Genomic DNA, 21,340 nt, shown 5'->3' on the forward strand with positions numbered 1-21,340 from the left:
CCAGAGCGGTGAGGTTACACCCGTACCCATCCCGAACACGGTAGTTAAGCTCACCTGCGTTCGGGCGAGTACTGGAGTGCGCGAGCCTCTGGGAAAATTCGTTCGCCGCCCCATTCATATCGCATACACGACCGGCACTGGTGTTCACCGCGGTTCGATTCCGCGGGTCGGCGTTAGACGGCCAGAGCGGTGGGGTTACACCCGTACCCATCCCGAACACGGCAGTTAAGCCCACCTGCGTTTGGTTGAGTACTGGAGTGCGCGAGCCTCTGGGAAAGGTCACTCGCCGTCCCATTCATACTTCATTCAGCTTCACAGAGTGGTCGCTCTGTGGGGCTTTTTTGCTATTCGTCGACGACGAGTGGCGACACTATCTCGAACGGGTCGGTGGGTCAGATCGAGAACTCGGCGCTGGCTTCGCAGTCGGCGTTGTTCGCGGCGAGGAAGGCTTCGGCGACGTAGGTACCGGGTTGGGGGTCGTCCCAGCTGCACTCGTAGGTGACGGAGTCGTTGGGGTCGATGGTCTGTTGTTGGAGCATCTGCATGAACATCTGGTCGTCGGCCCAGCGCCAGAATTCGGTGTCTTCGTCGGTGACGACGGTGACGTCGTGGGTTTGGCTGTCGGAGAACTGGAGTTCGACGGGGTCGGACCCGGTGTTGGTGATGGTGAAGCGGAAGGTGACGGTGTCGGCGGTTCTGGTCGCGTCGAGTGTGCCCGAAAGTGACATACCGCGGGTTACTGTCGGGTGCGACATAGGTCTTTCTCGCTAGCAGTGGTGTTGTCGGTTCGAGTTCGCGCTGTCGGCTGAGTTCGTCCGGCTATCGGGTCGAGTGCTGGTTCCGAGAAGCAGTTCACTCGCGCTGATGGCACATGACCGCACCGCGCCAGCCCCTCCCGGCCACGTCCTCCCCATCCGACTGCGCTCCGCACTCGCCTTCGGCTCGTTGCGGTGCTCATCCCTCGCGCGCCTACACCTCACTTCCTCGTGCTTCGCACTCGGGACGCTCGGCGGCGCGCGCCAGATTGTGAGTTGGGGAACCGTCGTCCGCACGGTCGGCACGCATAAGCGAGGCGGATGCATAACCGGAAACGGATTATGGAGTTCGACGCGGATAGGCCTCGTGGGGTGCTCTCGAAGGCGGACCGAGAGTATCTGCTGGGGTTGTCGGAGATGACGCACGAGCAGTCGAAGCGGAACGCGGAGGCGCGGATACGCAAGCGCGTCACGCACGGGATTTTGGACTTCTATCTCTTGATTCGGAATCTGGACCGGGAGGACAGACGCCAGATTTTCGAGAAGGGACTGGACGACCCGGGCTTCGAGTACGGGTTGACGGGGATGACGGCGTTCACCTACATGGGCCTGAAGGAGGCTGGGATGGACTTCGAGCACGTGTTAGCGCCAGCTATCACGCGCGCCGAAGAGGCGTACGCGGCGGAAGGGTTCGGCACGACCGTCGACGTGGACGTGACGTTCGAAGTCTCGGTGTCGCGTGCGGAGCGATTAGACTCGGTTGCGGCCAAGTTGCGGGCTGGTGAACCAGTCGCACCCGATGCGTTCATGTCGGTGATGGCGGGCGACGACGAGGTGCTGTCGGACATCGACGAGGTGGTACTGGACGTGTCGAAGGGGAACCTCGGGATGGAAGAGAGCGAGTTCATCGACCGGGTGGGTGCGTTCCTCGGGAGCGACCCCGAGTGGCTCTCTGACGAGTTGGTCCGAATCCCGGTCGAAAACTGAGGGTTCTATTCTGGCACGGCTCGGCCCCAGAGCGCGAGGATGCTCGGGAGGACGAACACCGCGGCGACGAACGCGAAGATGATGGCGATGCCGATGACAATACCGAAGCGCTGCAGCGACGGCACGATAGCGAGCGCCAGCACGGAGAAGCCGGAGGCGGTCGTGACCGCGCTGCCGAGCAGTGCGCCGCCGGTCCCGGCCACGGTCGCGGTGAGCGCCTGGTCGATGCTCGCGGTGCGCTCCAGTTCGTCGGTGAAGCGTTCGGACATGTGGATGCTGTAGTCGACGCCGAGGCCGATACCGAGACTCGTGATGAGGGCCGTCTGGGCGTTGAACGGAATCTTCAGGAGCCACATCGCGCCGAGGACCCACGCGAGCGAGAGGACGACGGGAACGATGGTGATGGCCCCGAGACTCGCGTACCCGGCGAGGAGGCGATAGCCGATGACGAGGACGGCCAGCACGGCGAGCACGGTGACGACGAGCGTGACGACCACGGTTTCGAGCAGGCCGTCCTGGATGATGGCGGTCAGGACCGGTGAGCCGGTCGCGGTCGCAGTGAGCCCGTCACCCTGTGCGGGTTCGACCGAAGCCTGCATCTCGTCGCGGACCTGTTCGACGGCGGCCCCGCCCTCGATCGCGACTTGCATCCGGAGCGCAGCGTAGGAGTCGTCTTCACGGGCGACGACGCGACTGGCTTGCTCGGGAGCGACGCGGTACAGTTCGTCGTACACTGCAGTGAGGTTCTGGTCGGGCACACCGTTCCCGTCGGTGTCCGCGGCGGTCACGGTCTGCCGGAACGATTCGTTTTGCACGGCGACGGTCTGCATCGTCGAGAGGGGACCAGCGATACGCGGTTCGCCGTCAGACAGCGTGATGACCGTCTCGCTTCCGGCGGCACGGTCACGCACACGCTGGACGCGTTCGAGCGTGTCGTCTTGCGAGATGTCGCCCTGTATCAGGAGTTCGGCCTGTGCGGACTGACTCTGCTGGAGGAAGCGGTCGTCGAGGAAGTCGGCGTGCTTGCGGATGGAGTAGTTCCCGGGGGCGAACGGCTCGGGAAGTTGTTTCATCCAGCCCGGCGGCTCTTCGGTGAGGAAGTCACCGCGGTCGAAGCTGGTGTCGACCTGCGTCGCCCCGTACGCGCCACCGGCGGAGACGAGCAGTGCGAGGACGAGGACGGCGACAGGTGCGCGCTTGGCCCCGGCAGTTCCGATAGCGAGGATGCGGCCGACTACTCCTCGTTCACCACCGAACGGTTCTTTCCGGCGGTCGACGCCGAATCGTTCGAGGAGGGCGTCGACTTCGACCTTGAGCGCGGGAATCAGCGCGCCGAAGACGACGAGTGAGCTGACGATGCCGGCCGCGCTGGTGAGACCGAAGTTCTGGAGCGGCGGGAGCGGACTGGTAAGATTGGAGAGGAACCCGATGGTGGTCGTCGCGGTGACCCAGAGCAACGCCACGCCGACCGCGGCGAGTGCACGGCGCATCGCGGCCCCAGGTGCTGCGTCGGGGTCGCGGTCACGCGCCTCGCGATGGCGCATGAAGACGTGGATTGCGTAGTCGATGGCGAGTCCGATGAGCAGGATGGGGACCGCGATGAGCGTCGTCGAGAAGTCGATGCCAGCCCAGCCCATGAAGCCCTGCATCCAGACGAGGACCAGTCCGATGCCGAGCGTGCTGAGGACGATGTCCACGAGGTCGCGGTAGGCGATGACGAGCGTGACGAGGACGAGCACGAGTGCGAGCGGGCCGATGATGGTGAAGCTGTCACCGATGGAGCGGCCGGTTTCGTCGTCGACGATGGCGAGACCGAAGACGAACGACTCCTCGCCGAGTTCTTTACCCGCGAGGTCCTGTACGGCGAGCTGTCCCGTAGCTACATCTTCGGGCAAGTCGCTGCCAGTGTCCGGCGGCACGGACTGGAAGACGAGCATGACGCGGGCGTCGGCGTCGGTCGACCCGGGTTCGTAGTCGGTCGGCATGAGTTCGAGTGGGTCACCGCCGGGTGTCTCTGCGTCCTCGGCGAGAACGGACGACACGAGCGAGTCGACCTCGTCCTCGGACAGGGATTCGAGTGCGCTGACCTGTGCGGAGAGGTTCGGCGGCGGGCCACCGGGCTGCCCGCTCTGTGCGCGCTCGCGCTGGACGGCGGCGAACGCGACGGCGTTCGAGACACCGACGGTCGGCCCCTCGTCGACGAGCGTCGACTGGACAGTCTCGTTATCGCGCAGGGTCTGTTGGAAGCGCAGACTCTGCAGGAGTGACTCCTTCGTCAGCACGTCGTCACCCCGCACGACGACCTGTACGAGTGTGCGATTCGCGCCCTCTGTCCGGAAGTTCTCCTCGATGTAATCGAGTTTGTCCGCGGCGTCGGTGTCGGTCTGGAAGCTGTCGGTCGAGGTGGAGGTGTCTACCTGTGACGCGCCGCTGCCGATGGCCAGCGTGGCGAGGAGCAGCACGACGATGACGATTTTGCTGTTGCTGACGATGGCGTCGGCGAGTCGGTCGGCGTTCACGAGGACCACCTATCGCGTCCACGGCCTGTCGGTTGCAGCAGGGGTCGGTGCGACCAGTGCAGTCGCGACCGAGTTCGAACTGTCATGCGCGGCGCTTTGCTGCCAGTCACTAAAAGTTCATACGGTAACGAACTACTCTATAATCCAAAACAGATTATGAACTGGTGGCGAAATGGATTTACCCCGACCACTGGTAGACGGGCCTGTGCAGATTGTGGGGTACGACGTGGGTGACAGCGCGGAAGACGCAGCGCTGTCCATCGTCGAGGATGGGCGCGTTCGTCGAATCGAGCTGACTCCCGGGACAGAGTTGGCCTACACCCTCGGAGAGCGATGGTGTGCTGGGGCGAGGACCGACGACGGCCATCGGTCGTGCGACAGGCCGGCCGCTCCGTACTGTCCACTTCATACGAGTACGTGGCCGTGTGCGCGGTGTCGCGGCGACTGCGAGAAACCACTCACGAGCTGTGACGAGGAACACGCCATCTACCTCGCAGCCTTCGCACCGGCGGTGTTCAAAGTCGGCGTCACCCGGTCGTGGCGACTGCAGACACGCTTGCGTGAACAGGGCGCAGCCCGGGCGGCCCACGTCGGTACCGTCGCGGACGGTCGCATCGCGCGCCAGCTCGAAGCCGAATATGCCGCCGACTACGGTATCGTCGACCGGGTACGCGTCCCCACGAAGGTCGCTGGTCTCGCCGAGTCGGTCGACGAGGCAGCGTGGATAGACCTGCTCGACGCGTTCGACCCCATCGACACCTTCGCGTTCGACTACGGATTCTCACTCTCACGGAACCCCGTTCCAGAGACCGTCCTGTCGGGAACCGTCGTCGGCGTGCAGGGACGGGTCCTCGTCCTCGAAGCCGGCGGGACGACGTACGCGGTCGACCTTCGTGACCTCGTGGGCTACGGTGTCGACGAGACGAAGAGTGAGCGTCGGCTTCAGTCGAGTTTAGACGCGTTCTGAGCGCTTTCGACCGAGTAGCATCAGAGTTCGGCCGCCTCGGTTTCGATTTCGAACTCGCGGCGACCCACGGCGAACGTCTTCTCCCGCACGGTGAGCGACGGCTGGACCAGGATACTCCCGTCGACGGACACCGTGTCGGCGTCGGGGTCGGGAACGTACGACCGGAGAGACAACTCGTTCTCCCCTTCCCCGGGGACGACTTCGGTCGAAATCGACTCGGGAGCGGTCCCGAACGCGGGCGGCCACAACACGTGGTCGAGCGTCACGTCGTCGTCGCGGGCGAGACGGAGATTCACCCCGGCGACAGACAGGTCGAGCCAGTTCTCGTTGGCTAGCGTCAGCGTCACGCGGACTTCGTCGCCGTCACGTGCCGCGGTGATATCGCTCACGGAGAAGGAGTCTGTGAGTGGGCCGAACATCTGCTCGTCGTACGACCGAGCGGCCCAGCGCCCGACGACCGGAATCAGCCGAAGGAAGTAATAGCCGACCACGACGGCGATACGGGCGAGGAGGTAGATGGCCACCATCGTCTGTCCGTACTCGCGGCGCTGGGAAAAGGGTGCGAGTCGAGGACGAATTCGGGAGGAAACCAGTGAGGGCGGAGCGACGACGAGATGGCGACTATCGTGGCGACAGCGCAGGAAAAACCCTTTTCGGTCCAGAGAGTGAACGATGGCGTATGGCAGACGAGGAAGACCACGGTGAGCAGTCGAGCGACGGTGAGGAGAAATCGTTCCGCGAGCGCGTCGAAGAGATTCGCGAACGACGTGAGGAAGAGTCCGACGAGGAACGACGCGAGCGCATGGAAGAGATGATGGGCGGCGGTCCCGGCGGTCCCGGTGGAATGGGCGGCGGCCCTGGCGGCCCCGGTGGTCCCGGCGGCATGGGTGGTGGTGGCGGTAACCCGTTCGCACAGATGATGGGCGGCATGATGGGCGGTGGTCCCGGCGGCCCTGGCGGCATGGGTCGCGAAGAGGGCGGCGTGGACAACGAAGAACTCGTTCAGGAAGTTCGACAGGTTCGCGACGAACTCCGCGACCAGACTCGCGCGCTCAAGCGCATCGCCGACGCGCTCGAAGACTAGTACCGCAGTCGGCTCGCGACCTGACCGCACCGCAGCCAGTGGCTTTTTGTTCACGGAAGCGTGAAAGACCAGTCGAGCGATGTCTCTGTCCCTGCTCGCACTGTACGTCCTCTCGGGCGAGTTGCCGGCGACGCACGCGAAAGCGGCACTCTCGCTCGCCTGGCTCTCCACACTCTGTTCTGGGGTCCGTTTCGTCGCCGGTAACGGACTGTTCGGTCTCGTCGCACTCGGGCTGTCGGTAGTCGCTGCCTGTGGAATCTTCGTGGCGCTCGTCGACGGGTTCCGGCGGGTTGAGCCCGCGGACGTACTCTGACGTGTTGCCGTGATTGCACTCCAGAACGCCGGACAGTACGTACAGTAGCGATTCGGGTCGTTGGAGCCGTCGATAGCGCCACCGGAACACGCCGTGAGAAACCGCCCCGCGTGTTCAGGTCACCGGGACACGTCGTCGTACAGTTCTTCGAGTCGACTGACTGCGTGGTCGATGCTGACCGAATCGCGGTCGTCGAGACAGTTTTGCGAGAGTCGGCCGCTGTCGTCGAGCGCGCGCTCGATGCCACGGGCGAAGTCGGCCACATCGCCGCGCTCGAAGTGGAACCCGTTCCGGCCGTCGTCGACCGTCTCCGCGAGTGCGCCCGCGTTCACGCCGACGACTGGCGTCCCGCACGCGTTCGCTTCGAGTGCGACCAGTCCCTGTGTCTCGACAGGCGACGGGAACGTGAACACGTCGAGAGCGGAGTAGAACGCGGGCATCTCCTCGCGTTCGAGGAAGCCGAGGAACCGCACGTCCGCGTCACTGTGGCGGGCCCTCGCTTCGAGGTCATCCCGGGCAGGGCCGTCGCCGCCGAAGACGACCGTCACGTCCCGGTCGAGTCGCTCAGCGGCCGAGATGATCTGGTCGAGTTGTTTCTCGTAGCCGTGGCGGCCGGTGTAGCCGATGAGTGTCCCACGGAGGTCGTTTCGTTCGCGGAACGCGGCCGTGTCGACTGGCCGGAACTGCTCGGTGTCGATGCCGTTCGAGACGACTTCGATGCGACTGTCGACGCCGACCGACTCCGCGAGGTGGCGCTTGGTCGGCCGCGACGGGACGATGACGAGGTCGGCGCGGTCGTAGAACCAGCGTTCGTAGCGCTGGCTGAGGCGCTGGACACCGCCGACGAGGCGGTCGGAGGAGAGGACGTAGTCGGCGTACTCGGCCGTCGGCGTGTGGTACGAGGCGACCAGCGGTTTGTCGTTCGACCGCGCGAGGCGGAGGCTGGCGAGCCCGAGTGCGAAGGCGGTGTGGGCGTGAATCACGTCGGCGTGTTCGACGGCCTCGGGGACCTGCGGTGCGCCGACGCGGTAGCCCTCGTAGAAGGGGAACGGAATCGAGCGAACCGGGTGCTCGCTGGACTCCGGAGTGTAGTCGTCCGAGTGCGGATACACCACGTCCATCCAGCCGCCGTTTCGGTTCCAGCGGTCTCGCCAGGACTTGATGGTGTAGGTCACGCCGTTCACCGTGGGCAGGTACGTGTCGGTAAAGGCGGCGACCTGGCGCGTCATTGTGGACCAGATGCCGTGACTGACACTTAAAAGACCTGACTTCGGTTGCGAAACCGAGACGATTCGCGGGTTGAGAGAGTGTCGCGACCGAGCTACGCGTCGTCGCCGAGCGGGTTGCGGCCGTCGAGGAGCGCTTCGTAGGTCGAGACGAGTTCTTCACCGACGGCTTCGAGGCTGTGGCTCGCGGCGGTCTCTTTCGCGTTCTCGCCGAGTCGCTCGCGGAGGTCGGGGTTCTCGGCGAGGTAGTCGAGCGCGTCGACGAACTCCTCGTGGGAGTCACAGATGAGGCAGTCGTGACCGTCCTCGAAGTACTCGCGGAAGACCGGGATGTCGCGCAGGACGACCGCCTTCCCGCAGGCCATCGCTTCGAGCACGACGAGGCCCTGATTCTCGACTTTCGCCGGGAAGCAGAACACGTCGCCCGCGCCGAAGGCCATGCGCTTGTCGTCGACCCAGCCGGTGAACGTGACGTTCTCGGGCGGATTCTTCGTCCATCGTTTGACCACCTTCGACCCGTGCGGGCCGTCGTCGTAGGGGCCGAACCACGCGAACTCGTAGTCGGTGTCCTGTGCGAGTTCACAGAACATCGTGACGCCCTTTCGCTCGAAGACGTTCCCGACCGCGAAGACGACCATGCCGTCGAAGTTGTACTGCTCGCGAGTCTCCTCGCGGAACTCGTCGGCTCCCTCGACCGAAGTCAGGTCAAGCCCGTTCGACATGGGTTTGATGGGCGCGTCGACGGGGTAGGATTCGAGGACACCCTTCGTGTACTCAGAGGGACAGAGCACGACGTCTGCCTGCGAGTAGAAGTGTTTGAGGTAGACACCGAGCGCCGGCGCGACCGTATTCGAGAACCGGAAGGAGTCCCGGAAGTCCTCTTTCGTCACGTGGGTGTGCAACACGAGCGGGATGTCGTTGCGCTTCGCGTGGCGGGCGATGGCCAGCGACACCGGCCCGACCATGTTGCAGTGCGCCACGTCGTAGTCCGCGAAGAGGTCCTCGTCGAAGACCCGCGAGGCGAACACCGCGTCGGGCAGCGACCCGTCGGTCCACGGCGAAGTGACGACGTCGATGTCGGGCGCTGCCCGTGACAGTGCTTCGCGCTGCTGGTCGGCCGCGGTGCCCATCCCGCTTCGTTCCAGCTGTGACTCGAATTCGAGGTGGTTCAGGACTCGCACTGTCCTGTTGGACCCATGACGACGGAAAAAAGCTTGTGACTCGTGGCGCGAGGCTGGCAGACCGTCAGCGACGACGTTCGGGACAGACACTCTGGCGCGCGCTGTCGGGAGTCACGAGCAACGCGAGTGGCTCACGACGTAGTCGCGCGAGGGACGAGTCGACAGAAATCTCTGATTTCTGGAGACGAGTCGGATGGGGAGGCCGAGGCGGGAGGTGCGTGGGAGATGCGGTGCGGTCATGTTCCGTCGGCGATAGTGTACTGCTTCCCGAACGAACTGGGGATGACGAAACGGAACGAACAGGAACCGGCGACGACAGAGACAAGACGCACTCTCAGAACACCGAACCCAGAGAACGGTACGCATATCCCGGTCCACCAGCAATCTGCACCCAATGACAGTCGCCGAGGAGCGAATCGACCGCCTCGACGCCCTCGCTCGCGAGGCGACCCGGGCCGGCGAAGGCGAGCGCGCCCGAGAGTACGTCCGCCTCGCGCGCCGAATCGCCGAGCGCAACCGACTCCGACTCCCGCGCCGGTTCAAGCGCTTCACCTGCGACGCGTGCGACGCCTACTTGCTTCCAGGGACGAACGCGCGGGTCCGACTGGGTGACAGCCGGGTCGTCGTCACCTGTGACTGCGGACACATCGCGAGATATCCGTACCGGTAGTCGCGAATCAGTTCGATTTTCCACGCCAGAGCGACTATGTTGGTTGAAACCGTACCACACGGTATCGACCATGGGACCGACGAACGCGGGCGACCTCGTAAGTTTCGACGTGGATGCGGTCGTGCAGGCCGCGAGTGAGGTCGCCGACCATCGACTGCAGGCGGTCATCGTCTACACACCCGAGCAGTATCGTCGCGCGTTCGTCTCACCCCAGACGATGGCGCTGTACGACGACGGCACGGCGATGCGACGACACTTCGACGAAGTCCACGAGTTCGCCGCGGGCGACATGACCGAACGAGACATCGTCCAGAACGAACTGCTCCCGCGCGGGGGCGACGTCGTCTCGCACGTGACCGTGATGGAGGACGTAATCGCGGTTCGGGTGATGGCCCACCGCGAAGGCATCTTTCTCACGCTCTCGCCCGACACCGACGTGATGGCAGTCGTCGACGCGGTGTCGGCTCTCGTCCGCGACGACGACCGGCCGGACGCGGACACGTAAGCGAAAGCAGACTTCTCGCAGCGGAATGCTCCGAGTTCGAGGCGCTGAGTCGTTTGGTGCAAGGTTAAAACCCCTCCCAACTGTAGCTACCCGCATATGAGTAACGAGGACCTGCGAAAACAGGCCCACGACCTCGACGTGACCGTCTGGGTCGGCAAGGGCGGTATCGAGGCAGTCACAGACGAACTGAAAGACCAGCTAGAGTCGAACGAACTTGTGAAGGTGAAGTTCTTGCGCGCGGCCCGTGGTGGCACGTCCACCGACGAACTCGCCGAGGATCTCGCCGACGCGGTCAACGCCGAGCTCATCGAGACGCGCGGCAACACCGCGGTGTATCACTGATGCTCGGTGCAGTCGTGCTACAAGCGGACGGTAGTGAGCTAGAGGGGCTGGCGAAAGCATTGTTCGACCTCGGAATCCCGTCGGGATACGCCCCACAGGTCGCCGGCGTGCTCAAGTTCGTCGTTGCACTCGTCGTCGTCTACGTCCTCGGTCGGGCGTTCGTCACTCCGCTCGTGGAGAGACTGATGGACCGACGTGGACTCGACGAACACGCGAAGAATCCGGTGAAGCGACTCACGTCGTTCGTCGTCCTGTTCGCGGCCATCGGCGTCGCGTTCGCGTTCGCCGGCTACGGGAACATCCTCGTCGCGCTAGCGACCATCGGCGCGGCGGCGACGCTCGCCATCGGCTTCGCCATGCAGGACGTCATCGCGAACTTCGTCGCGGGCGTGTTCATCTTCACGGACAAACCCTTCAGAATCGGCGACTGGATCGAGTGGGACGGCTACTCGGGCATCGTCGAGGACATCAGTCTGCGGGTCACGCGCGTCCGCACGTTCGACAACGAACTGCTGACCGTGCCGAACTCGCAACTCACCGACGGCGTCATCAAGAACCCGGTCGCGAAGGACCAGCTTCGCCTCCAGTTCCTCTTCGGCATCGGCTACGGTGACGACATCGACCAGGCGACCGAAATCATCATCGACGAGGCCGAGAGCCACCCCAACATCATGGACGACCCCGAGCCCTCGGTCAGACTGACCGAACTCGGTGACTCCTCTGTCGGGCTCAAGTCGCGCATCTGGATAGAGAACCCGTCGCGTGCGGACTTCGTTCGCACCCGCGGTGAGTACGTGCAGGCAGTGAAAGAACGGTTCGACGCGGAGGGCATCGACATCCCGTACCCGAACCGCACTATCGGCGGCTCGCTCGAAGTCGAACAGCTCGCCGAGGTCGTTCAGGCGAACGACTGAGTTCGGAAACTCTCCTTTTCACGTTCTTCACGTCAGTGCCAGCCACGCTCGTGGTCGTCGAGCCCTGTGCCCGCCACTGTCCGGCCACCGGGGTGGTCCCGGGCGAGCGCCATGACCACGACGGCGATGGCGAGCCCGGCGAGCGAGACGAAGACCGCGACGCCGAGTGCGTCACCGAGTTCCGCGAGGTAGCTGGCGGTGTCGACGGCGGCGTACACCAACAGACCGACCGCGACGAGGAACGCCCGGTCCCCATCAGAGTGACCCACCAAGAGCGCGGTGCCGGCGACGAACAGTGCGGTCGTCGTGACGAGCGCGCCGACCAGCGTCACCGAGAGCGACCCGGTCACGCCCGGACCGGCGGCTCCCGACGCAAGCGCGATGACCCAGTAGCCAGTCAGCGCAAGCCCAGCACCGAGCGCGAACCACCCGAAGACCACGTCGGCCTCACGGTCGGCGGGTGAGTTCGCTTCGATTGCACCGACCGCTTCCACGGTCCGGAGCGAGCGCGCGATATGCTGGCAGACGGCCCCGACGACGAGTCGGTCGAGTGCGCGAGCGACGACCGCGAAACCGACGGCGAACACACACAGTGTCGCCGCGTCGAGTGCGGTGAACGCGACCGTCTCGTCGCGGACGAGGACGACCGCGAGCGCACGCTCCAGCAGGGAATCGACGGCCGGCCACGCGGCCGCACCGAGGACGAGTCCGACCAGCCCGGCGACGGCGAGGAACACCACTGTCGCCGGTGTCGGCCGGCGGTCGTCGAGTGCATCCAGTCTGGCCTTCGCCGTCGGGAACGACTGCGGGTTCGCCGAGAGTTGGCGACGGACCGCCTGCACGACGACACCCCCAGCGACGAGCCAGAGCAACACCGCGAGCCACGTCGTCACGGAGTCGGGCGCGATGGCGGGTTGCCACCGCTGGGCAGCGACGACTGCTGGCCCGCGGAGATACCCAGCGACGACGTACGCGAGCACGAGCCAGAGTCCAGATTCGACGAACCCATCCGCAGGTACCAGCAACTCGTAGCGTTCGGTCTCGACAGTCGAGGTTAGAGTCGACTCCTCGGGAACTGCTTCGGCTATCGTCACCGCCTCGCCGGCGGACGCGGCCCTCTTCTCGGTCGTCGTCGGTCCACCGGGGACCAGCGCCCCGCCGGCGTCGACCGAGGCCAACTGGTCGTCGTCGACTGAAACCAGTTCGTCGGGCCGTGCCGCCGCTCTACGATGGGTGTCGCTGTCCATGACATACTCTCCACTCGTAGTAACGAGGTTTCTACAGATATAGCGAATCACTCCTCAGTCAGCCCGAAGCTCCCGAATCGTGGGGTTTCTGCGGCGAAAGTGGTCGTCGACGACCGGGCGAGAGAGCACTCGCTGGTCGGTGTAAAATGCGGTATGAATGGCGGACAGCTGGGCTTGCCCGGCGTTCCCGGCCGGGGAATCCCGGTCGCCTCCTCCGCCCCGCGACCCATCGAGCGACGGGTGTCCGACGGTGGGCTGCTCACTTCCGTGCCTGACCCGTTGCCGCCGACTAACGTCGGGAAACCATCCCTGCGGATGGAACCCGGCGACCGCCGTCCCCGACGGACGAGGTTTCTACGTCGGCTCCCGGGGCCCGGTCGCGTCTGACCGGACGTACCCAGGGTTCGGTCCCCGCTAAAGACCGTATCGCGGGTGACGAGCAGGGCCTAACTGCCCGACCTAGTCCACTCGACCGTAACCGCTTGCCTCTTAAGGTCTTTTCGACTCGAAACCGCTGGCCCGCGGCGAGATTTCGGCCATTGGTGGCACGGCTCGTCGTTACCCGCGGAGGAGGCCGAGCACATCGGCGTACCACGTCGCAGCGACGGGCAGAACGAGGGCGACGGCGAGGACGGCCCAGCGGTGGTACGACAGCCACGTTTCGGTCCCGATGCTGCTCACCACGTCACCACTCACGGCGATGGCCCACAGGAACGTCAGCCCCGCCGTGGCGAGGCCGACGACGAGTGTGACGCCTGCAGCGAGGTCTGGCTCAGTTCGGCCTTCGCGCCCGGCCGCGAAGACGACGAGCACCACGAGTGCGAACAGCGAGAGGTACGGCGGTCCGACGGGCCCGAAGCCGTAGTACGTCCCTAGCGCGCTAACCGAGGCAGAAGAGAGGGTGACGTACGGGAAGAAGATGGCGACGAGGAACGTGAGTGCGGCGACGATTCCGACGGTCGGAGGGGTACGGACGTCGACCATGTCAGGCAATCGGCAGGGCGAGAGCATAAACACGGCGAAGCGACGGCGGCCACGAGCGTCGTGGACGAGACGAACCACCAGCCGAGGCGGAACGCACAACACCTCGGAGGCCTCAGTAGTGGGTATGGGACTCGGTTCAACTGCGAAGAAACTCCAGACGGTCGCAGAACGTGCAGAACAGCTCTACGCACAGATGAAAGACGTCCGAGAGCGCGTCATCAAAATCGAAGAAGACGTCGACTCCACGGCGACACGCGTCACGGGCGTCGAGACGGAACTCGAAGAGCAACGCCTCCTCCTCGAAGCGCTCGCCGAGGAACAGGGCATCGACGTAGACAACGTGCTCGCAGACGGGGCCATCGTCGAAGCCGAGGCGACCGGTGAAGAGGCGACGAGTGACGACGACGCCGCCGCGGCAGAACCCGCAGTGACGCAGGCCGAAGCCTCGCCAGCGGAGGGCGAGGACTCGTCCGGCACGACCAACGAGTGAGTTCGACCCTTCTTCGGGGCCGGTGACCGGCCAACGAGTGGCAACACCTATCGGGTGGTGGCAACTATTGCCCGCGTATGACCACCCACGAGGAACCACTCGACTCTGTGTTGGACACCATCGGGGAGACGCCGCTCGTCAGGGTGCACGCCTCGCCCGACGACGTGCCGGTGTACGCGAAACTGGAATCGTTCAACCCCGGTGCGAGCGTCAAAGACCGCATCGGGAAGTACATGCTCGAACAGTTGCTCGAACGCGGCGACATTTCGCCGGGTGGTACGGTCATCGAGCCGACAGCGGGGAACACTGGCATCGGCCTCGCCGTCGCCGCCGGCCAACTCGACCTGGACGCCATCTTCGTCGTCCCTGAACGCTTCTCGCTCGAGAAGCAACAGCTCATGCGTGCCCTCGGGGCCGAGGTCATCAACACGCCGACCGAGGACGACATGGGTGGAGCCATCGAGCGCGCCCACGAACTCGCGGAGGAACTCGACGACGCCATCGTCCCCCAGCAGTTCGAGAACCCGCTGAACACCGAAGCACACTACGAGACGACCGGCCCGGAACTGGTCGGCGCGCTCGACGGCGAAGTCGGCGCAGTCGTCGCCGGCTGTGGCACCGCGGGCACACTCATGGGTATCGCACGATACGTCCGCGAACAGGTGCCAGACGCCTACGTCGCCGCGGTCGAACCCGAAGGCTCGCTGTACAGTGAGTTCAAAGGCGACCACCCCGAGGCAGCCCCGTACAAAATCGAGGGCATCGGCACCCACGACGTGACCACGAACGAACTGTTCGAACCGGACCTCGTGGACGACGTGATCCAGGTCGCAGACCGCGCCGCCCACGGAGAAGTCGCCCGCCTCGCCAGCGAGGAAGGCCATCTCGTCGCCTCGTCTGCGGGTGCTGCGAGCGTCGCGGCCTGCGGTGTCGCAGACCGCATCGCGTCGGGCGAAATCGACGCGCCACACGACACCGTCGTCACCGTCTTCCCCGACTCCTCGGAGCGGTACCTCTCGAAGGGCATCTACCGGCCGTTCGAGGAGTGGGAAGGATAGCGCAGGAACCGGCGCAGACGCTCAGCAGAGCCGCGAGTGTTCGACTTTGAGGCACTTGTCCTGGACGACCTGCAGCCCGGCGTCTTCTGCCTTCTTCGCCGCATCGTCGTCTTCGATGCCCAACTGGGTCCAGACGACTTTCACGTCGTCACGAGCGATTGCCTCGTCGACGATACCGGCGACCTCCCCGGAGGGCCGGAACACGTCGACGATGTCGATTTCTCCCTCCACGTCGGCGAGCGAATCGTACGCCGTCTCACCGAGAATCTCGTCTGCGAAGGGGTTCACGGGGACGATTCGGTAGCCGTGTGACTGCATGTACTTCGGGATGTCGTGTGCAGCCTTTCCGGGCGAATTCGAACAGCCGACCACGGCGATGGTGTCGTAGTCGAGTATCTCACGGAGGGCTTCGTCACTGTCGACTGGCATGGTCGGAGAGACGGACGCGACGGCGAAAAACGTGCCGGGCAGTGAGAAAATTCGAGTCGCTACAGAACGGACTCAGCGAGACGAGATGCCTGCCGTGTGCAGTTTCGGCTCACCCTCGTCGACCTCTTCGACCTCGATGACGGCGTCGAACAACTGTTTGAGCGTGTTCATCGTCTGGTCGTCGTGGGCGGTCGAGTCGATGATGTAGACGCCGAGGGCGTCGGCGGACTGGACGCGACCGGTGAAGACGTGGAGGAAGCGGAAGACGGTCTGGAGGTCGGAGTACATCAACAACGTCGACACCGAGTGCAGGAGGACACGATTGCGGCGGTGGCCACGGACCTCGTAGAACTCCTCCATGAACTCGGAGAGCTTTATACCGATACCGGTCATGTCGACCGGCGACGAGGCGTACTTGACACGGGAGTCGTCTCTGACGTTGTTCACGCCGCGCTGTTTGGTCACGCAGTCGACGATGCCGAGGTCGACAGCGTCGATATCGGAGACGCGACTCGTGTACTCGCTCAACACCTTCTCGGCGCTGTCTTTGGTCGTCACGACGATGGCCCCTTCGTCTTGCTTCGACCCGCTCGCGAGGATGTCGAGTGCGATTCGGCGCTTCCCCGTGAGTGGCGGTCCAGCTATCAGTAAGTTCGTCCCCGTCGGTAGCTCCGCGTCGGGGATGACATCGGCCAGGTCATACATGGCGTATCCTCGTCAGCGAAAGACAGCGTCGAAGTCGATTGTTGTCGCTACCCATTCCGTCGTATGGTATGAGAATACAGTATCCGACTTATATTACTTTTGATTACTCTCCTCAAACATCCGTCAAATAAGCCGCCTGCGGGCGGTTATGGCCGTTCGCTATCCCATCGGGATGACCGCCGCACGACCGAGGATGAACGCCGCTGCAGCGAGGTACGTCCCGACTTTGAGGTGTCGCTGACTCGCCGACGGGTCGTCGAACCCCTCGTAGGCCGCGTACAGCATCACGAGGTCTGCTGGCACGACGACGACCAGATACGCCGCCCCGAACGTCTCGCGCACGTACGGGAGCGGACTGGCGAGGACGGCGAGCACCAGTGCGCCGACGGCGATGAGCGTCGCCGTGCGTGCCCCGACGACGACCGGCAGCGTCGTCAGCCCCTCTTCGCGGTCACCCGCGATGTCCTCGACGTCCTTGATTATCTCACGACTCACCGTCGAGAGCGCCGCGAGGCCGAACAGGACGGCTGCCGGTTCGGGCGCGCCGACCGCCGCCCCACCGAAGAGGAACGTACTCCCAGTCAGGTAGCCGACGACGAGGTTTCCGAACCCGGGCGTCCCCTTGAACCACTGGGTGTAGACCGCGAGTGCGAGTAGGTTCACCGTCGCGATGGCGATGGCCAGCGGCGGAAGCAAGAGCGTCGAGCCGACCGCACCGAGGAACAACGCGATACTGAACACGAGCGCCCCACGCTCGCTCACTGCCCCGCGTGGAATCGGCCGGTCTGGCGCGTTGATGCGGTCGACGTCCGCGTCGAAGTAGTCGTTGATGGCCATCCCCGCAGCCGTGGCGAACACGGTCGCGGCGACCGCGGCCGCAGTCTGCACGACCGGCGCGTCCCACGCCCCAGACACCTCGAACGCTTCGACGCCGATGGCGACGAACGCCCCGATAAACGTGAGCACCCCCGCCATGACGGCGTTCCCCGGGCGCGTGAGTTCCACCAGTCCCCGTAGCTGTGTTCGCGCCTGCATACCCATCTGTCTCCGGTGACGTAGCAAAAAAGGCGTGATTGGTGCGTCCGTTCGGTTGGGGTCGTCTCAGGCGACCGGCCGGGCACGTGCCAGCGCCGGTGCGAACTGGTCTATCGAACTAGCCGCGGACACCGACTGCATCGCCGGGCTCGGCTCACTGATCGATCCCGAGTAGACGATGCGACTCGAATCGTTGTTCCCGACCTCGATGGTCTCCTTGTCGATACCGACGACGTAGGAGTTCTCCTCGGTGTCGGAACGCTCGTTCGAGTCCTCGTCATCATCGTCATCCGTGCTGACAGGCGGATACGTCCGCGTCGTGTTGTAGGCGTCGAGGTGCAACACCACGAAGTCCGTATCCTCGCTGTCGTGGTTCAACCGAACGACGATGATGGCGTCGTTCTGGTCGAGGGCGAACTCCATGTCGCCGTCCCCGTCAGTGTCGGCCATGAGCGACGGGTCGTAGTCGTTCATGACGTCCCGCAGTGGCGTGTTCGTGTTCTTGTACCATCCAGTAGTGAACTCAGAACTCGGCGGGACGTCTTCACCAGCGACGAACGTCTCGTGATAGGTGTCGGAACTGTGGTCCATCGTCTGGTGGGTCCCATTGGTACCATCACAGGTGACGTGGCCGTAGGTCTCATCGTCGCGGGTCTGATTGTACCACGACTGAGTGACGTTTTCGCAGGAGTACGACATCGCACTAATTGAGAGCAAGTCGCCGACGTCGATCTCGTCGATGTTGGTCGACTCGACGACATCGCTCCCGTCGGTTCCGACGCTCACATTGTCGAGCACGACCGATTCACCACCGAAGTTGACCGAGACGCTGGTGTTCTTGTGTTCGACGACGTTAATTTTCTCCTCTTTGATATTGCCTGCTATTTTTGCGAACTCTTCTTCGAGGCCCTCAGCGTCGTCGACCTCGGTATAATTTCCGTCCGAAACGTTCGCAATCTTCTTGAGCAGGGTTTCGTTAGTACCGCCACCGAGACCGACCGGATAGATGATGACATCATCTTCGGCAGCATCTTTTGCCGCCTCAACGACATCACTCGAGGTTGTAGGATACGATGGGACACCGTCCGTAAGCAGCACCACCACTTTCTTGTCGTTGTCACCGAGTTTGGCCTCGAAAGCTCCCTGTCTGACTGCTTTTTCGAGTGGAGTTCCACCGTATCCCTCGGCTCTGAGTGAATCCTTTGCGCCTCCAAAGTCGGCCCCGTCGTCGTCAAGTTCGTGCTGGACATTTGCGTCGTCACCGTAAAATTCCACGACCCCCACTTTATCTCCATTTGATTTGTTCAAGAGTTCTATGAACGTGCGCATAGCATCGACCCGTTGCTCGTTCGGGTCATTCCCTATCCGGGTTACATCAATCTCGTCGACGTTATTCGTGTTCACGACTTCGCCTTCAGTGACCGTTTTCACATCTCCGTTATTGTGATGTACCTCCCAAAGTTCCTGGTCGGGGACGACAAGTTTTAATTTCCGGTACTCGTCACCGTTCCAGAAGAATCCACCACTATCGAGATACACTGAATCTGGCCCAGTAAGCGTTTTCTTACCACCGTCGTGATAATCGATTTGCCAGACTTCTCCCGCAGGAATTTCCGTATGTCCACCTCCGAAGAAGGGAACTTCAGTCCACTCGCCGGGACTATCTATGGTCTCACCCGAGGAGTTACTGAGGGAACCAGAGTCGTCCATCACGAATACAACATCTAGCGGCCTACGCTCACCGACTTCCTTCCTGACTGTCTTGACATCTGAAACCACAGACCCAGCGACGTTGATACGGACCTTCGACTGGTTGACGACGATGCCGTTGCGTGACTCGTCTTCGTCGACGCCTTTACAGCCGTTCTCACCGTTGTCAGTCTTCGCACCGTCTGGACAATCGTCGTAGTAGTTCGGGACGCCGTCGACGTCGGTGTCGGCAACCGAGTTATTCGGGTCGGCCGAATCGGGAATTCCGTCGCCGTCAGAGTCGAGCGGTTCCGTCCGAATTGACTCGTCGAAGTGGAGTTGTGCGCCCGCGTCAACGGTCGTTTCCCCGCCGACAATCGCACCGAATACTTCCGAATGCGGGGCGGGATTGCCGTTTCCAGCTTCGAGTGATACCGTGCCGGTCGGCCCCGGTGCGTACACAACGCCGGTGTATCGCGACCCGGTCTGGAAGGTCACGTCTGCGCTATCGCGTCCGTACATCCAGAACTTGTTCGATTCGGTGGTCTGCGTATTGCTGGCGTCATGAGCCTCGACGTTGCCGCCGACAGTCATCTCGTCGTCAACGAAAACCCTGACCTGTCCGTCACCAACGACGGTCACGTCACCCTGTACGTCGACCGACCCGTTGACTGCGACAACGACATCGCCGGAGCTCGTGTCGAAGGTGACCGATTCGCCACTATTCACATCGAAACCGTTGACGTAGTAGACGCCCGTCTCGACGGTGCCACTCTGACGAACACCGTCTGTCGTACTCCCGTTGAATACGGGCGTATTGTTGTTGTGGTTCTCTAGATAGGATGAATCGATGGTGAACTGGATTTCGTCGTCGATGGGGGGAAGCGCATTGCCGTCGTACTCGAAGCCGTTGTACCACTTCCCCGAGACGGTGGCACTCCCCGACGACGTGTTCGTTCCGTTGTAGGAGATGTTGCCGTCCACGACTGAGTTCGAAAGGACCTTGACGTCACCGTCCGCCGCGATGTCCCCTTTGATGGTGGAGTGCGTCTGAACTGTGATTGGCCCGTTGTTGACGACCATCGCCTCGGAACCGCTAGCGTCGAAGTACGGGTTGACCGAAGAGTTGTAGCTGTCGACGAGCGTGTTCGTACCAGCACCCGTGCTCTTAAACGTGATTTTGGTGGTACCAGTGCCCCAGAGACCCGCTCTCACCTCTGCATCTTCCACGACGAACTCACCGGGGTAGATAGACTGCCCGAGCGGGACGGTGTAGGAGACAGTTCCGTTCCCCGTGTAGTACTCGCGGTTGACGACTGCGTCGCCGAACTCCTCACTCATGTACCGGTCCCACGCCTCGAAATACGTGCTGTTCTCCAGCGTGATGGTGATCGTTCGAACGCGGTCGACGGTAGCGTTCTCGGAGACAGGAAGACAGAGGGACTGTTGGAACGCTTTTCGCTCGGTGCTGTTCACCGTCTTGCGTGCCGTAACTTCACCGTCGTTGTCTATCTGTCCAGTGACGTCGACGACGGGGAAGTCGAGCGTGCGAATCGTTCGGTTCTGGACGTTCGAGACTCGGTAATTGAGGTCCGGAGAAGAAACCATCACCGAGCCGTCGCCCGTCTGTTTCCAGACACCACCAGCCTGGTAGGCGACGGTGGCGCCCTCGTCGTTCTCGTAGACGATAGAACCGAGATTCATCGTCGCCCGGCACTTCGAATACCCATTGATTTCGAAGTGCAACTGCCCGTCCTGTCGTATCTGTACGTCGTCACTGTCTTTGCCACTTAGGTCGAACGAAGTGACCGAGTCGTCGTGCTGGAACGACAGGGTCTTCAGCTTCGCTCCTGCCTCTTCGAGCGACAGTTCTGCGTTTCGTATCTGGCTCTCACGCTCCACCGAGTCGGTCGCGGACATACTCGTCACGAATATTAGTCCGGCTGCTACCATCACGAGTCCGAATAGGAGGACCAGTCCTACGATGGCAGAGGCCCCTCGCTGGTCGCGGATACCAGTTGGTGTCGTCGAAGTCATTATAGGACCTTGATGATTGAACTGTTTCTCCCCTCGCGTTGGCTTAAAGCTACTGGGTATGTTGGGCATAATATAGCGGTCGCGCGGCGCATATTTTCACCAGTAATTCGCGAGAAAAAGCACAACGTGGCGGTATTAGGCGATATGCCGGCCAGAAGGTATAAATGGAAGAGAACTAATTAATTCCCCAAAAAGAACATATA

Annotated in this window: 21 protein-coding genes, 2 rRNA genes and 1 other RNA gene; 12 read left to right on the forward strand and 12 right to left on the reverse strand. The window is 63.1% G+C overall.

The genetic code is table 11. The annotated features are described in order from the left end of the window. Both rrf (ACSC1P_RS11260) and rrf (ACSC1P_RS11265) read left to right on the forward strand, forming a co-directional pair. Positions 1-114: ribosomal RNA gene (gene rrf, locus ACSC1P_RS11260) — 5S ribosomal RNA — on the forward strand; the annotation flags it as partial. A gap of 59 nt (positions 115-173) precedes the next feature. Further along, positions 174-295 (forward strand): 5S ribosomal RNA (gene rrf, locus ACSC1P_RS11265). A gap of 97 nt (positions 296-392) precedes the next feature. Here the strand turns inward: rrf (ACSC1P_RS11265) and ACSC1P_RS11270 are convergent. Beyond that, entirely contained in the window at positions 393-728 is a 336-nt protein-coding gene (locus ACSC1P_RS11270) for a BsuPI-related putative proteinase inhibitor (protein ID WP_435360281.1), read from the reverse strand. A 369-nt stretch (positions 729-1,097) separates the two neighbouring features. Between ACSC1P_RS11270 and ACSC1P_RS11275 the strand changes: the two genes are divergently transcribed. Beyond that, positions 1,098-1,742, forward strand: a complete 645-nt coding sequence (locus ACSC1P_RS11275; protein WP_435360282.1) for a DUF8102 family protein — start codon at positions 1,098-1,100, stop codon at positions 1,740-1,742. 5 nt (positions 1,743-1,747) lie between these two features. Here ACSC1P_RS11275 and ACSC1P_RS11280 read toward each other — a convergent pair whose 3' ends face one another. Then, positions 1,748-4,270, reverse strand: coding sequence for an efflux RND transporter permease subunit (locus ACSC1P_RS11280; RefSeq protein WP_435360283.1), 2,523 nt, complete (start codon positions 4,268-4,270; stop codon positions 1,748-1,750). A 196-nt stretch (positions 4,271-4,466) separates the two neighbouring features. On the opposite strand from ACSC1P_RS11280, the gene ACSC1P_RS11285 reads away from it, so the two are divergent. Then, positions 4,467-5,228 (forward strand): DUF2797 domain-containing protein, encoded by a 762-nt coding sequence (locus tag ACSC1P_RS11285; RefSeq protein WP_435360284.1) that lies wholly within the window; start codon positions 4,467-4,469, stop codon positions 5,226-5,228. 20 nt (positions 5,229-5,248) lie between these two features. Here the strand turns inward: ACSC1P_RS11285 and ACSC1P_RS11290 are convergent, their stop codons facing one another. Beyond that, positions 5,249-5,755, reverse strand: coding sequence for a hypothetical protein (locus ACSC1P_RS11290; protein WP_435360285.1), 507 nt, complete (start codon positions 5,753-5,755; stop codon positions 5,249-5,251). A gap of 152 nt (positions 5,756-5,907) precedes the next feature. Between ACSC1P_RS11290 and ACSC1P_RS11295 the strand changes: the two genes are divergently transcribed. Both ACSC1P_RS11295 and ACSC1P_RS11300 read left to right on the forward strand, forming a co-directional pair. After that, entirely contained in the window at positions 5,908-6,312 is a 405-nt protein-coding gene (locus ACSC1P_RS11295; RefSeq protein ID WP_435360286.1) for a hypothetical protein, read from the forward strand. A 79-nt stretch (positions 6,313-6,391) separates the two neighbouring features. After that, positions 6,392-6,625, forward strand: coding sequence for a hypothetical protein (locus ACSC1P_RS11300; protein ID WP_435360287.1), 234 nt, complete (start codon positions 6,392-6,394; stop codon positions 6,623-6,625). A gap of 119 nt (positions 6,626-6,744) precedes the next feature. On the opposite strand, the gene ACSC1P_RS11305 is transcribed toward ACSC1P_RS11300, so the two are convergent. After that, positions 6,745-7,854, reverse strand: coding sequence for a glycosyltransferase (locus tag ACSC1P_RS11305; protein ID WP_435360288.1), 1,110 nt, complete (start codon positions 7,852-7,854; stop codon positions 6,745-6,747). A gap of 92 nt (positions 7,855-7,946) precedes the next feature. Next, the gene (locus ACSC1P_RS11310; protein WP_435360289.1) at positions 7,947-9,032 is read right to left on the reverse strand and encodes a glycosyltransferase family 4 protein; all 1,086 of its coding nucleotides are present in this window, start codon (positions 9,030-9,032) and stop codon (positions 7,947-7,949) included. Between the two features lie 394 nt (positions 9,033-9,426). Here ACSC1P_RS11310 and ACSC1P_RS11315 point away from each other — a divergent pair, with 394 nt between their 5' ends. From ACSC1P_RS11315 to ACSC1P_RS11330, 4 genes are all read left to right on the forward strand, one after another. Beyond that, complete coding sequence (locus ACSC1P_RS11315) at positions 9,427-9,702, forward strand: ribonuclease P protein component 4 (RefSeq protein ID WP_435360290.1); 276 nt, start codon at positions 9,427-9,429, stop codon at positions 9,700-9,702. Between the two features lie 70 nt (positions 9,703-9,772). Then, entirely contained in the window at positions 9,773-10,207 is a 435-nt protein-coding gene (locus tag ACSC1P_RS11320) for a DUF7522 family protein (RefSeq protein WP_435360291.1), read from the forward strand. A 96-nt stretch (positions 10,208-10,303) separates the two neighbouring features. Further along, the gene (locus tag ACSC1P_RS11325; RefSeq protein ID WP_435360292.1) at positions 10,304-10,549 is read left to right on the forward strand and encodes a YhbY family RNA-binding protein; all 246 of its coding nucleotides are present in this window, start codon (positions 10,304-10,306) and stop codon (positions 10,547-10,549) included. Continuing rightward, positions 10,549-11,463, forward strand: coding sequence for a mechanosensitive ion channel family protein (locus tag ACSC1P_RS11330; protein ID WP_435360293.1), 915 nt, complete (start codon positions 10,549-10,551; stop codon positions 11,461-11,463). The genes ACSC1P_RS11325 and ACSC1P_RS11330 overlap by 1 nt, the downstream gene beginning before the upstream one ends. Before the next feature lie 32 nt (positions 11,464-11,495). Here ACSC1P_RS11330 and ACSC1P_RS11335 read toward each other — a convergent pair whose 3' ends face one another. The 3 genes from ACSC1P_RS11335 to ACSC1P_RS11345 form a co-directional block, all read right to left on the reverse strand. Continuing rightward, complete coding sequence (locus ACSC1P_RS11335) at positions 11,496-12,710, reverse strand: DUF8058 family membrane protein (protein ID WP_435360294.1); 1,215 nt, start codon at positions 12,708-12,710, stop codon at positions 11,496-11,498. A gap of 158 nt (positions 12,711-12,868) precedes the next feature. After that, positions 12,869-13,180, reverse strand: an RNA gene (gene ffs, locus ACSC1P_RS11340) — signal recognition particle sRNA. Positions 13,181-13,268: 88 nt separating this feature from the next. Continuing rightward, positions 13,269-13,694 (reverse strand): DUF7548 family protein, encoded by a 426-nt coding sequence (locus tag ACSC1P_RS11345; protein WP_435360295.1) that lies wholly within the window; start codon positions 13,692-13,694, stop codon positions 13,269-13,271. A gap of 124 nt (positions 13,695-13,818) precedes the next feature. Between ACSC1P_RS11345 and ACSC1P_RS11350 the strand changes: the two genes are divergently transcribed. Both ACSC1P_RS11350 and ACSC1P_RS11355 read left to right on the forward strand, forming a co-directional pair. Further along, positions 13,819-14,184 (forward strand): DUF5798 family protein, encoded by a 366-nt coding sequence (locus tag ACSC1P_RS11350; RefSeq protein WP_435360296.1) that lies wholly within the window; start codon positions 13,819-13,821, stop codon positions 14,182-14,184. A 77-nt stretch (positions 14,185-14,261) separates the two neighbouring features. After that, the gene (locus tag ACSC1P_RS11355; RefSeq protein ID WP_435360297.1) at positions 14,262-15,242 is read left to right on the forward strand and encodes a PLP-dependent cysteine synthase family protein; all 981 of its coding nucleotides are present in this window, start codon (positions 14,262-14,264) and stop codon (positions 15,240-15,242) included. A gap of 21 nt (positions 15,243-15,263) precedes the next feature. Here the strand turns inward: ACSC1P_RS11355 and ACSC1P_RS11360 are convergent, their stop codons facing one another. The 4 genes from ACSC1P_RS11360 to ACSC1P_RS11375 form a co-directional block, all read right to left on the reverse strand. Beyond that, positions 15,264-15,671: a CoA-binding protein gene (locus ACSC1P_RS11360; protein ID WP_435360298.1), complete on the reverse strand. Its 408-nt coding sequence runs from the start codon at positions 15,669-15,671 to the stop codon at positions 15,264-15,266. A gap of 72 nt (positions 15,672-15,743) precedes the next feature. Further along, positions 15,744-16,376: an RAD55 family ATPase gene (locus tag ACSC1P_RS11365; RefSeq protein WP_435360299.1), complete on the reverse strand. Its 633-nt coding sequence runs from the start codon at positions 16,374-16,376 to the stop codon at positions 15,744-15,746. A 159-nt stretch (positions 16,377-16,535) separates the two neighbouring features. Further along, a complete protein-coding gene (locus ACSC1P_RS11370; RefSeq protein WP_435360300.1) occupies positions 16,536-17,411 on the reverse strand; it encodes a geranylgeranylglycerol-phosphate geranylgeranyltransferase in 876 nt (291 codons plus the stop codon). A gap of 66 nt (positions 17,412-17,477) precedes the next feature. Continuing rightward, positions 17,478-21,137 carry a DUF7289 family protein gene (locus ACSC1P_RS11375; protein ID WP_435360301.1) on the reverse strand — a complete coding sequence of 1,220 codons (3,660 nt, stop codon included), beginning with the start codon at positions 21,135-21,137 and terminating at the stop codon, positions 17,478-17,480. Positions 21,138-21,340 lie beyond the last annotated feature (203 nt).

It is taken from the genome of Haloarchaeobius caseinilyticus (assembly GCF_051207395.1).
GTDB lineage: Archaea > Halobacteriota > Halobacteria > Halobacteriales > Natrialbaceae > Haloarchaeobius.